Genomic DNA, 12,011 nt, shown 5'->3' with positions numbered 1-12,011 from the left:
GTGGGACCCTTCCGGCGGGTGGTGCTCTCGGCGAAGCCTGCTGCCGTCCTGTGACGGCGGGATGAAATGGGCCCGTTTCGCCCGCGCCCGGCTCGCCTGAGCGCCGCACCGAGGTGTTTCGGCCACAGGTCCGCCGCAGGTGTGAACGGGAGGTCACCTCGCCCATTGAGGCCGGAAGGCTTGCGCGGGGCTGTCGCGCCCGCGGCACGCGGCTTGTGCCGTCCCCCGCCGCGTCGCACGAAGAAGCATGCAGACGAGGCCCAAACCGGCGAACACCTGGCGCGAGGAGCGCAACGCGCTGGCCCGCGCGCGGCTCGCCAAGGCGCTTCCGGCGGTGTTCCCCGCCCCCGTGCTGGTCCACGCCCACGCCCGGCCGCTGGTGCCGCCGCAGCCCCGCCTCGCGGTGGAAAGCTATTGGCGCCACCATCCGGTCCGCGCCGATCGGCTCGCGCGCGCCCTGGCGGCGCTGAGCCCCGTGCCGGACGGGTGGTCCTGGCGCCTGGCGTCGGCGCCCGGGGACGGGCGCGCGCGCAGTTTCCGCGCGCCGCCGACGCCGTTCCGCGAAGCCACGCACCCGGCCGGGCCGGGCACCTGCTGCCTGTGCGGCCAGCCGGTGTACCGCTTCGGCTGGCACCGGGACCTGTGGGGCGCGGGGGTCAACCGCCGTGCGCGATGGCACGGCTGCTGCGTGGCGGCCTGGAAGGTTTGGAACGCCCCCGCCGGCCAAGCCAAGCTGCTGGGCCGGCTGCAGCGCCGGCGGTGCCCGGTGACCGGCGGCCGCCTGCCGCGTGACCGGGAGGTCGACCACCGCGTGCCGCTCCACATCGTGTGGCGGGCGAAGCGCGGCGAGCCCTGGGCCGAGCTGCTGCGCCATTGGGGCTTCCCCAACCTGCAGGCGGTGGATGCCGCGGCCCACCGGCGCAAGACCGGTGCCGAGGCGACCGCCCGGGCCGCCCTGGCGACGCGCGACACCGCGGCGTGACGGGCCGGGGCCCGGTCCCGGCCCGGACCTCCGCGACGCCCGGACGCCCGCCGACGCCGTCGCGGCGGCGAGCCTTCGCCGCCCCGGGGCGCGCTCCGCTGTAGACCGCGACCGCACCGCCGTGGTTCAACGGCCGCCGATCCACGCACCCCGATCAGAGGCCGAAGACACCATGGGTTTCAAATGCGGCATCGTCGGCCTGCCGAACGTCGGCAAGTCGACGCTCTTCAACGCCCTCACGCAGACGGCGGCCGCGCAGGCCGCCAACTACCCGTTCTGCACCATCGAGCCCAACGTCGGCGACGTGGCGGTGCCGGACCCGAGACTCGACGCGCTGGCGGGCATCGCCAGCTCGAAGGAGATCATCCCGACGCGGCTGACCTTTGTCGACATCGCCGGGCTCGTGCGCGGCGCGTCCAAGGGCGAGGGGCTCGGCAACCAGTTCCTGGCCAACATCCGCGAATGCGATGCGGTGGCCCACGTGGTGCGCTGCTTCGTCGACGATGACGTGACCCACGTCGAGAACCGGCTGTCGCCCATCGACGACATCGAGATCATCGAAACCGAACTCATGCTGGCGGATCTCGACAGCCTCGAGAAGCGCGTGGTCGCCCTGGAGAAGAAGGCCAAGGGCGGCGACAAGGAAGCTAAGGAGACGCTGGCCCTCGTCGATCGCTGCCTCGTCCTGCTGCGCGACGGCCGGCCGGCGCGCCTCGTCGAGGTCAAGCCCGAGGAGAAGAAGCTCTTCGCCGGGCTCGGGCTCCTGTCGTCGAAGCCCGTCCTCTACGTGTGCAACGTCGAGGAAGAGTCGGCCGACGCCGGCAACGCCTTGTCGGCCGCGGTGGCGGCGCGTGCGAAGGCCGAGGGCGCCGAAAGCGTGGTGGTGTCGGCCAAGATCGAGAGCGAGATCGCCGTGCTGCCGCCCGCCGAGCAGAAGGACTACCTCGATGCGATCGGCCTCGCCGAGCCGGGGCTCAACCGCGCCATCCGGGCCGGCTACGCGCTGCTGCACCTCGTGACCTACTTCACGGTGGGCCCGAAGGAGACGCGGGCCTGGACCATCACGGAGGGTACGCGGGCGCCGGCGGCGGCGGGCGTGATCCATTCCGATTTCGAGAAGGGCTTCATCCGGTCGGAAACCATCGCCTACGCCGACTATGTCGCGTTCAAGGGCGAGGCCGGCGCGCGCGACAACGGCAAGTTCCGGCTGGAAGGCAAGGACTACGTGGTCGCCGACGGGGATGTCCTGCATTTCCGCTTCAACAACTGAGGCGCCGCCCCCGCGGAGAACGACGACCGGCCGGCGGAGTCCCGGACGGGGGTGAGGGGCCCCACGCGCGACGCGGCCGAGCGAGCCGCGTCACCGTTCGTCCCAGCACGCGGCGCCCGGTCGAGTCCGGCTTCCGCGTGGCACGCCAGGGACCGGACGGCGCAGGACCGCGGGCGGTCGAGGTCGCGATTGTCGGAAGCGCGGGCGCGCGTTGCCGCTCGTGCGGCGCAATGCGACGGAGATGCGCCGGCCTGTCCGCCGCTCGGCAGGACAGCGGCGCGAGCGACCGAAGTCGCACCCGACCGGTCCTCGGAACTCGGCCTCGCTCCGCGTGGAACGGCCGTCGCGATTCGGGGGCTGATCGGGTGCCGCGGGCGGCAAGCGCTGCGAGCCGATGGCGGCTCGGACGCGACGAAGCGCCGGGTTCTGCCGTGCGCTTCGATCACGGACGTTCCGCGGCGTCTCCCCACCCGGTCGAGCGCTGCGGCCGTCCTATCGAGACGAGCCCGTCGGTCGTCCTCCGGCCCACATTCCGCCGGAGGTGGCGCGGCGCGGCTGCGCCGAACTCAGGCTCGCGGCTTCGGGTCCGTCAACGGCATGGATCCAGCGCTCGCCGTGCCGCTCGCGTCCTTCACGCCGGCCCAGATGCGGTGCTTCAGGACGAACAGCAGGCCCGCGAAGACGGCCAGGAAGATGACTGCCTTGAAGCCGGTCTGCTTGCGCTGGTCGAGCTTCGGCTCCGCCATCCACTGGAGGTAGGCGGCGACGTCCTTCGAATATTGCGCAGTGGTCTTGGGCGAGCCGTCCGAATAATCGACCAGCCCGTCGCTGAGCGGCGGCGGCATCGAGATGGCGTGGCCGGGGAAGTATTCGTTGTAATACTTGCCGTCCGGGATCTTCACGCCGGCTGGCGGGTCGTCCTTGTAGCCGTTGAGCAGGGCGTGGATGTAGTCCGGCCCCTCGTTCTGGTACTGGCTGAAGGGTTCCAGCAGGAACCACAGCCCGCCGCGCTCGAAGGACCGCGCCTTGGCCAGCGTCGACATGTCGGGCGGATAGGCGCCGCCGTTGGCGGCCCGCGCCGCCTGCTCGTTGGCGAAGGGCGACGGGAACGGGTCCGACGGGCGGCCGGGCCGGTCGTACATGTTGCCCGAGTCGTCCGGCCCGTCCTGCACCTTGAAGGTGGCGGCCAAGGCCTTCACCTGGCTGTCCGAGAACTGCGGGCCGCCCGCCTCCGCGAGGTTGCGGAACGACAGGAACTTGGCGGCGTGGCAGTTCGAACAGACCTGCCGGTACACTTGGTAGCCGCGCTGGAGCTGCGCCGTGTCGTAGGTGCCGAAGGGCCCCGAGAAGGCCCAGTGCTCCATCGGCGGCAGCGGGTTCTCCGCCTCCTGCGCGGCGGCCGCGCCCGCCAGGCCCAGCGTCAGGGTCGTGGCGAGGAGCATGGATTTGGCGAAGGACGTCATGGTCCGGGATCCGAAGCGCGCCATGGGGATCAGCCGTCGACCGATGGGGACGCGGCCGTGCGGGCCGCCGCGAAGGCGCCGGAACCGCCCGCCATCCGCGGCCCCAGCACCGCCTCGGTGATGGAGGCCGGGAGCTGCCGCGGCGTTTCGAAGAAGCCCATCGCCGGCGTGATCAGCAGCAGGTGGATGAAGTACCAGGCTGTCGCCACCTGCGACACCAGAACGATGGCGCCCTGCGGCTCCTGCGACCCGCAATAGCCGAGCACGAACACGTCTGCGAAGAACACGAACAGGAAGGCGCGGTAGATGGGCCTGAAGTTCGAGGAGCGGATGCGCGACGTGTCGAGCCAGGGCATGAAGGCCAGGATCAGGATCGAGCCGAACAGGGCGCACACGCCGCCGAGCTTGGACGGCACGGCCCGCAGCATGGCGTAATAAGGCAGGAAGTACCACTCGGGGACGATATGCGCCGGGGTCACCAGCGGGTTCGCCTCGATGTAGTTGTCCGAGTGGCCGAGGTAGTTCGGGATGAAGAACACGAAGTAGGCGAAGAACACCATGAACACCGACAGCGCCAGCCCGTCCTTCACGGTGAAGTAGGGGTGGAAGGGCAGGGTGTCCTTCTTGGACTTGACCTCGACGCCGACCGGGTTGTTGGAGCCCGGGACGTGAAGCGCCCAGATGTGCAGCACCACCACGCCGGCGATCATGAACGGCATGAGGTAGTGCAGCGAGAAGAAGCGGTTCAGCGTGGCGTTGCCGACCGAATAGCCGCCCCACAGCCAGACCGTGATGGCATCGCCCACCACCGGGATGGCCGAGAACAGCGAGGTGATGACCTTGGCGCCCCAGAAGCTCATCTGCCCCCAGGGCAGCACGTAGCCCATGAAGGCGGTCGCCATCATCAGCAGGAAGATGATGAGGCCGAGGATCCACAGCACCTCGCGCGGCGCCTTGTAGGAGCCGTAGTACATGCCGCGGGCGATATGGACGTAGACGGCGATGAAGAACATCGAGGCGCCGTTGGCGTGGATATAGCGCAGCATCCAGCCGTAGTTCACGTCGCGCATGATGTGCTCGACGGAAGCGAAGGCGAGCGTGGCCTCGGGCGTATAGTGCATCGCCAGCACGACGCCGGTGACGATCTGGCACACCAGCATGAAGGCGAGGATGCCGCCGAAGGTCCAGAAGTAGTTGAGGTTCCTCGGGTTGGGAAAGACCACGAAGGACGAATGCACGAGCCCCACCACCGGCAGCCGGCTTTCGAACCAGCGCAGCACCGGGTTCTTGGGGACGTAGGTCGAGGCTCCACTCATGGCAGGTCGCTCTCTTCGGGCGGTCGGGCGGCTGTCGGCGTCAGCCGATCTTCACCTTGGTGTCGGTCAGGAAGGCGTAGGTGGGGACGGCGAGGTTGAGCGGCGCCGGACCGGAGCGGATGCGCCCGGACACGTCGTAGACCGAGCCGTGGCAGGGGCACTTCCAGCCGTCGAACGGCCCGTCGTGGCCGAGCGGCACGCAGCCGAGATGGGTGCAGATGCCGATGACGATCAGCCATTCGGGCTTCTGGACGCGCTGGGCGTCGGTCTGCGGGTCCTTGAGGTCGGACATCGGCGTGGCTTCCGCGTCCTTGATCTCCTTCGGCGTGCGGTGCCGCACGAAGACCGGGTTGCCGCGCCATTTCACCGTGACGATCTGGCCGGCCTCGATCTTGGAGATGTCGATCTCGGTCGACGACAGGGCCAGGGTGGATGCGTCCGGGCTCATGGAGGAGATCAGCGGCCACACCACCGTGCCGACCCCGACGGCACCCACCGCGCCCGTCGCGATGAGGAGCATGTCCCGGCGGGTCACGCCGTCGGACGGCGCGCTTCCGGAGGGCCCATGGCCATGGTTCGCAGTCGTCGTCGACAACGCGTCACTCCCGTATCGATCGTTCGCCCTCGGAACGGAAACCCGCCCCCGGACATTATGGCGGCCCCGGTCGCCTCGTTCCCGCCCGGGAAACGGCTAGAACCGCACCGGAAGCGTCACAATGCGACCCAACGCCACCGACGGTTTCGGCCCCGTTATCGCACCGCGGTGCGGCGGCCCGGGACCTGTCCATCGATCGCCGATCTGTCGCACCCTTGCCCGCGGTTGTCCAGCCTGCGCCTCGGGCCATCCCGCGTTGCTGCACTGCACCATGGCGGCCGCATGATCGCGCCCCCGTTGCGGCTCGCGCTGTTCCAGCCCGACATCCCGCAGAACGCCGGGACGCTGCTGCGCACCTGCGCCTGCCTGGGGGTGGGCGCCGACCTCGTCGAGCCCGCGGGCTTCCCGACGGCGGATCGCAACTTCCGCCGCGCCGGGATGGACTACCTCGACGCCCTCGACCTCCGGCGCCACGCGTCCTTCGCGGCTTTCGAAGCGTGGCGGGCCGCGAAGCTGCCGCGCCGGCGCCTGGTGCTCCTGACCACCGCGGCCGAGGCCGATTACCGCGACGTCGCGTTCCGGGCGGGGGACGTGCTGATGGTGGGGCGCGAATCGGCCGGCGTGCCGGCGGAGGTCCACGACGCCGCGGATCTCCGGCTCGGCGTGCCGATGCGGCCGGGCTTCCGCTCGCTCAACGTCGCGGTGGCGGCCGCCATGGTGCTCGGCGAAGCGCTGCGGCAGCTGCGGTGACCCGTCAGCCCCGCCGCTCGGCCAGCCAGGCGAGGGCGCCGGCGCCGGCCGCGGCGCCGGTGGCGAAGCAGGCCTGCAGCAGGTAGCCGCCGGTCGGCGCTTCCCAGTCCAGCATCTCGCCCGCCGCGAAGGTGCCCGGGCGGCGGCGCAGCATGTGGCGCGCGTCGAGTTCCGACGCGGCGAGCCCCCCGGCGGAGGAGATGGCGCCCGCGATCGGCAGCGCCGCGTCGAGGCGGACCGGCACGGCGCCGACGAGCGCCGCCAGCGCCGCGTCGTCGCGCTCCCCGAGCGGCCGCCCTTGGGCGTGGGCCGCCTCCTGCAGCAAGCCGATCGCCACGGGCGACAGGTGCAGCGCCTTGCGCAGCGCCGTCGCCACCGAAGCCTTGCCGGCCCGCGCGGAGGCGAGCCGCGCCAGCACCGCGTCGCGCGGCCTGTCCGGCTGGAGGTCGACGCGCAGCAGGGCGGTGCCGTCCGCCGCGACGGCGTCCCGCAGCGGGCCCGACAGCGCGTAGACGCCGCCGCCCTCGATGCCCGCCCGCGTCACGATGGCCTCGCCGCGCGAAACCCGGTTCCCGAACGAGAAGGCGACGCCCTTCAGCGGCTGGCCCTCGAACCGGGCGCGGAACACGTCCGACCACGCGACCGCGAAGCCGCAGTTCGACGGCCTGAGCGGCGCCACGGCGGCCCCCTCGGCTTCCAGCGCCTCCGTCCAGCGCCCGTCCGCCCCGAGCTGCGGCCAGGACGCGCCGCCCATCGCCAGCACGGCAGCGTCGAAGCCCTCGGCGTGGGGGCCGTCCGGCGCTTCGAAGCACAGCGCGCCGTCGCGGTCCCATCCCGTCCAGCGGTGGCGCGCCCGGAACGTCACGCCGGCGGCGCCGAGCCGCTTCAGCCAGGCGCGGAGCAGGGGCGAGGCCTTGAAGCTCTGCGGGAACACGCGGCCGCTCGTGCCCACCACGGTCGGTTCGCCGAGCTCCGCGCACCAGCGGCGCAGCGCGTCCGGGTCGAAGTCGGCGAGGGCGGGCGCGACCAGCGCTTCGCCGGCGCCGTAGCGGGGCGAGAACCGGTCCATCCCCTCGCTGTGGGTGAGGTTGAGCCCGCCTCGCCCCGCCATCAGGAACTTGCGCCCGGGGGTCGGCATGCGGTCGAACACCGTCACGCGCGCCCCGCCCCGGGCCAGGGTTTCGGCGGCCATCAGCCCGGCAGGGCCGGCGCCGACCACGGCGGCACGGGAAAGATCGGGGGACACTGGCGACTGCACACCTGTTTCGCGATGGGGACGCACGGTTTGCATTCGCGGCGATGCGAATGCAAACGACGGGGCCGATCCCGCGGACACCCCCGACCATGCCGATTCCAGCCCCGGACCTCGAAGACCGCAAGGCCGCCGCGCGGGCCTGGTTCGAAACCCTGCAGGCGAAGCTGATCGCGGCCTTCGAAGCGCTGGAGGAGGCCGGCCCCGGCGCGTCCGCCGCCGGAAACCCGGCGGCTTGGGGCTCCGCCGCGGCGCCGGCCGCGCCCGGCCGCTTCACCCGCAAGCCGTGGAAGCGAACAGACCACACCGGGGAGCCGGGCGGCGGCGGCACCATGGCGATGCTGCACGGCCGCGTCTTCGAGAAGGCCGGCATCCACGCGTCCACGGTGCACGGCACCTTCGCGCCCGAGTTCGCCAAGTCCATGCCCGGCGCCGCCGAGGACCCGCGCTTCTGGGCGTCCGGGATCTCGCTCATCGCCCATCCGTGGAACCCGAACGTGCCGGCGGTGCACATGAACACCCGCTTCGTGGTGACGAGCCGAGCGTGGTTCGGCGGCGGCGCCGACCTGACCCCCGTGCTCGACCGGCGGCGCACGCAGGACGACCCCGATTCCCGGGCCTTCCACGCCGCGCTGGAGGCCGCCTGCGCGGCCCACGCGAGCGTGGCGGACTACCCGAAGCTGAAAAACTGGTGCGACACCTATTTCCACCTGCCGCACCGGGACGAGCCGCGCGGCATCGGCGGCATCTTCTACGATTATCTCGGCGACGCCTGGCCCGAAGAGTTCGCCTTCACGCGTGCGGTCGGCGAAGCCTTCCTCGGGATCTACCCCGAGCTCGTGCGCCGCAACGTCGGCACGGCCTACGGCGAAGGCGAGCGGCGCGAGCAGCTGGTCCGCCGCGGACGCTACGTCGAGTTCAACCTGCTGCACGACCGGGGCACCATCTTCGGGCTGAAGACGGGCGGCAACGTCGAATCCATCCTGTCGTCGCTGCCCCCGGCGGTGATCTGGCCCTGACCGCTCCGCGCGGGAAAATGTCCCACGCGCAATCGTGGCGAATGAAAGGCGGCCGTGGTTCCGGCCCCTGTCCCGACCGCGTCGCGCCAGTCCCGCGCAAGCCCGCGCCGTCTCACTGTGCCCATGGATCGGGTCCGATGCCGGCGTCGGGCAGCGATCCGGTGCCGATGGGCGGGAGCGGAACGCGATGCTATCGACCTATGCTCAGTACCAGATCTACGCGCGCGACATGGGCGCCAGCCTGAAGCGCGTCGCCGCCGAGCCGGCCGTGGCGCGCGACACCGCCTATTACCGGGCCAACATCGGCAAGGTGAAGACGGTCGACGACTTCATCGGCGACTACCGGCTGTTCAGCTATGCCATGAAGGCCTACGGACTGTCGGATGCGGTCCAGAATCGCGGCTTCATGCGCAAGGTCCTGACCAGCGACCCGGCGGATGCGAAGAGCTTCGTCAACACGCTCACGGACGGCCGCTACAAGCCGTTCGCGCTCGCCTTCAGCTTCACGGCCAACGGCAAGGTCGTCGACACCGCGGTCGCGCAGGACGCCGCCCAGCAGAGCGACACGCTCGCCCGGTTCGGCAGCCAGACCCTGGTGGGCGCGAACAGCAGCGCCGACGTCGCCTACTACAAGGCCCACATCGGCCAGGTCACCTCGCTCGACGGCCTCGTGTCCAACGATCGCCTGTACCGCATCGCCCTGCAGGCCTACGGCATCGACCCGGCCACCACCTCCGTCGACACGGTCCGCCATATGCTGACCAGCGACACGTTCGATCCCGCGAGCACCGTCAACGCGTCGGGCCATCCGTCCGACGCCGCCCAATCGTCCGCCGACCTGCAGGCCACGGTCGTGCGCTACGGGGCCACCACGGCGTCGGACGCCTCGTCGCAGGCCCTGGGCACGATCGAGACGGCCTATTACCGCAACGCCATGCCGGGGGTGACCGGCGTGGACGGCTTCCTCAGCGACGACCGCCTCGTCGCCTATGCGACGCAGGCCTTCGGCCTCGATTATGCGAGCGCCGCCGTGCTCAAGCTCGCCAAGGCCAACGGCGCCGACACCACCAAGCCGCTCACGGCGGCGATGAAGTCGGACATCCTGCGGGCCGCCCTCACGAGCGACCTGTCGAACGCGTCGAGCGTGGCCCGGACGCTCGGGAGCGGCTTCACGGCCGCGGCGGCGTCCTTCGACTTCGGCCCGACCGCGATCCAGTCGCCCGCCAGGACGGCCGACATCACGACCCGGTACGGCAACGCGGCCGGCTCGGACGCGGCGTCCCAGCAGGCCGCCGCGACCGAGACGGCCTATTACGTCGCCAAGATCCCGGCGGTGAAGACGGCGGCCCAGTTCCTCGCGGACCCGCGCCTCGTCGCCTATGCGACGGCGGCCTACGGCCTGACCTTCCCGACCGGCACCACGCCGGCCCAGCAGGCCGCCACCCTTCAGGCCGCGATGACCGGCGACCCGACCGATCCGCAGGGCGTCGCCGCCAAGGGGGACAGCGCCCTCCTGGCCTTCGCTTCGGCCTTCAACAGCGCCAAGGTGGTCCGGGCGCAGGCGGGCGACGCGGCCGAATCCACCGTGGACCTCTACGGGCAGGCCACCGGGCAGGCCGGCGGCGCCGCGGACGAGACCGCCTACTACCTGGCCACGATGCCGGGCGTGAAGACCGCGGATGCGCTCGCGTCCGACGCCAAGCTGGCCGCCTACGTGACGGCGGCCTACCACATCGCCTACCCGGACGGCGCCAGCGACGCCCAGAAGCAGGCGCAGCTCAAAGCCATCCTGACCGCCGACCCGGCCGTGGCCGGCGCCACCTACGGCGACGGGGCGCGCCGCCTCGCCGCGGCCTTCCAGTTCAATGCCGCCGGGGTGGCGCAGCAGGGGCGCAACGCCGTCACGGCGTCCGGCCTCGAGGCCCAGCCCGCGGCCCCGCTGCAGGCGACCGTGGACCTCTACACCGAACGGCTCGGCACCGATCCCGTCGCGACGCTGAAGGGGGCGAAGGAAACGGCCTATTATCGGACGGCGATCGCCAAGGTCGCCACGGTGGACGACCTCGTCGCCGACCCGCGGCTCGTCGCCTACGCGGCCGCGGCCTACGGCGTCGCCTTCGCCGACGGCGCCACGCAGGCCGACAAGGCGAGCGAGATGAAGGCCATCCTCACCAGCGACCCCGGCGACCCGAAGAGCGTCGCGAGCCAGCTCGGCGACTCCGCGCGCCAGCTCGCGTCGTCCTTCACCTTCAACAGCGCCTACGCGGGCGACGACGCGATCAAGGGCGGCGGCCAGGACGGCTTCCTGGCCCTGGCGGCGGCCTTCAACTTCGATGCCGCGGGCCACGTCACCGACCCCAGGCTGGCGCAATCGGCGAAGGACACGCAATCCACCCTGACGGCCTACGTCAAGCAGGCCGGCACGGCCGGACGCGCCGTCGCCCAGGCCGACGCCACCTATTACGCCGCCTCGATCGGCGACGTGAAGACGCTCGGCGGATTCCTGTCGGACCCGCGCCTGGTCAAGGTCGCCACCGCGGCCTTCGGCGTGGCGCGGCCGGCCGGCCTGTCGGACGCGCAATGGTCCGCGCGGTTGAAGAGCGCGCTGACCAGCGACGTCGCCAACCCGAAGAGCGCGGCCTCGACGCTGGGGCCGGCCTACCGGGCCATGGCGGCGGCCTTCAACTTCGCCTCCGACGGCAAGGTCGCGCGCGACCCGGCCCGGCTCGCCCAGTCCGGGAAAGCCGCGGCGCTGGTGGCCGACCCCTACGCGCAGCAGGCGCTGGACGCCGAAGCGGCGACCCGGAACAAGGCCGTCGGCCTCGCGCTCAACTTCGGGCAGCGCGCCGCCGGCATCACGAGCGCCTACCAGATCCTGGCCGACAAATCGCTCCTGTCGGTGGTCCAGACGGCGTTCAACCTGCCGTCCTCGATGGCGACGCTCGACATCGACACCCAGGCCCGGATCATCACCGACGCCGTCAAGCCGTCCGACCTGCGGGATCCCAAGAAGCTCGGCGTCATCCTGAAGAACTTCGCGATCCGCACGGACATCAACGCCGCCGCCAAGGCGTCGTCCGGCTCCGTGCTCACGCTGTTCGACCGCGGTTCGAGCGACTCGGCCGATTCGCTGCTCAGCCTCGTCAATCCCGCCGCGCAGGGCGTGGACACATCGTCCATGCCGATCCTGCAGCTCTTCAACCAGGGGTGAGGGCGGTCCGCTCCGGGCGCGGCTTCCGCGCGAACGGACCGGCCGCCGCGTCGTTTTCGCCGCACCCCGGGGCCTTTCCGCCTGTCTGCGCTGCCGTCCTCATGCTACGGGTCGCACCGTGATGGCAGGAACCGGCGTTCGACGCGGACCCGG

At 71.6% G+C, this 12,011-nt stretch carries 9 protein-coding genes; 5 read left to right on the top strand and 4 right to left on the bottom strand.

The features are described from left to right. The first annotated feature begins 247 nt into the window (after nucleotides 1-247). Together D3273_RS01685 and ychF are read left to right on the top strand one after the other, a co-directional pair. Nucleotides 248-982 (top strand): hypothetical protein, encoded by a 735-nt coding sequence (locus D3273_RS01685; protein WP_129222846.1) that lies wholly within the window; start codon nucleotides 248-250, stop codon nucleotides 980-982. 172 nt (nucleotides 983-1,154) lie between these two features. After that, nucleotides 1,155-2,252 (top strand): redox-regulated ATPase YchF, encoded by a 1,098-nt coding sequence (ychF, locus tag D3273_RS01680; protein WP_129222845.1) that lies wholly within the window; start codon nucleotides 1,155-1,157, stop codon nucleotides 2,250-2,252. 566 nt (nucleotides 2,253-2,818) lie between these two features. Here the strand turns inward: ychF and D3273_RS01675 are convergent. The 3 genes from D3273_RS01675 to petA are packed head-to-tail and all read right to left on the bottom strand — an operon-like array spanning nucleotide 2,819 to nucleotide 5,626. Beyond that, the gene (locus D3273_RS01675) at nucleotides 2,819-3,715 is read right to left on the bottom strand and encodes a cytochrome c1 (RefSeq protein ID WP_129222844.1); all 897 of its coding nucleotides are present in this window, start codon (nucleotides 3,713-3,715) and stop codon (nucleotides 2,819-2,821) included. 29 nt (nucleotides 3,716-3,744) lie between these two features. Beyond that, a complete protein-coding gene (locus tag D3273_RS01670) occupies nucleotides 3,745-5,031 on the bottom strand; it encodes a cytochrome b (protein WP_129222843.1) in 1,287 nt (428 codons plus the stop codon). A gap of 40 nt (nucleotides 5,032-5,071) precedes the next feature. Continuing rightward, nucleotides 5,072-5,626, bottom strand: a complete 555-nt coding sequence (petA, locus tag D3273_RS01665) for a ubiquinol-cytochrome c reductase iron-sulfur subunit (RefSeq protein ID WP_281011153.1) — start codon at nucleotides 5,624-5,626, stop codon at nucleotides 5,072-5,074. Between the two features lie 282 nt (nucleotides 5,627-5,908). On the opposite strand from petA, the gene D3273_RS01660 reads away from it, so the two are divergent. Beyond that, the gene (locus tag D3273_RS01660) at nucleotides 5,909-6,376 is read left to right on the top strand and encodes a tRNA (cytidine(34)-2'-O)-methyltransferase (RefSeq protein WP_245500931.1); all 468 of its coding nucleotides are present in this window, start codon (nucleotides 5,909-5,911) and stop codon (nucleotides 6,374-6,376) included. Nucleotides 6,377-6,380: 4 nt separating this feature from the next. On the opposite strand, the gene D3273_RS01655 is transcribed toward D3273_RS01660, so the two are convergent. Beyond that, nucleotides 6,381-7,622, bottom strand: a complete 1,242-nt coding sequence (locus D3273_RS01655; protein ID WP_281011152.1) for a BaiN/RdsA family NAD(P)/FAD-dependent oxidoreductase — start codon at nucleotides 7,620-7,622, stop codon at nucleotides 6,381-6,383. A gap of 98 nt (nucleotides 7,623-7,720) precedes the next feature. Here D3273_RS01655 and hemF point away from each other — a divergent pair, with 98 nt between their 5' ends. Together hemF and D3273_RS01645 are read left to right on the top strand one after the other, a co-directional pair. Beyond that, nucleotides 7,721-8,647 (top strand): oxygen-dependent coproporphyrinogen oxidase, encoded by a 927-nt coding sequence (gene hemF, locus D3273_RS01650; RefSeq protein WP_129222840.1) that lies wholly within the window; start codon nucleotides 7,721-7,723, stop codon nucleotides 8,645-8,647. Nucleotides 8,648-8,834: 187 nt separating this feature from the next. Continuing rightward, complete coding sequence (locus tag D3273_RS01645) at nucleotides 8,835-11,858, top strand: DUF1217 domain-containing protein (protein ID WP_129222839.1); 3,024 nt, start codon at nucleotides 8,835-8,837, stop codon at nucleotides 11,856-11,858. Nucleotides 11,859-12,011 lie beyond the last annotated feature (153 nt).

Source organism: Lichenibacterium minor (assembly GCF_004137685.1).
Taxonomy (GTDB): Bacteria; Pseudomonadota; Alphaproteobacteria; order Rhizobiales; family Beijerinckiaceae; genus Lichenihabitans; species Lichenihabitans minor.
The sequence above is the reverse complement of the archived record's forward strand: the minus strand, read 5'-3'. Positions and strand labels throughout refer to the sequence as shown.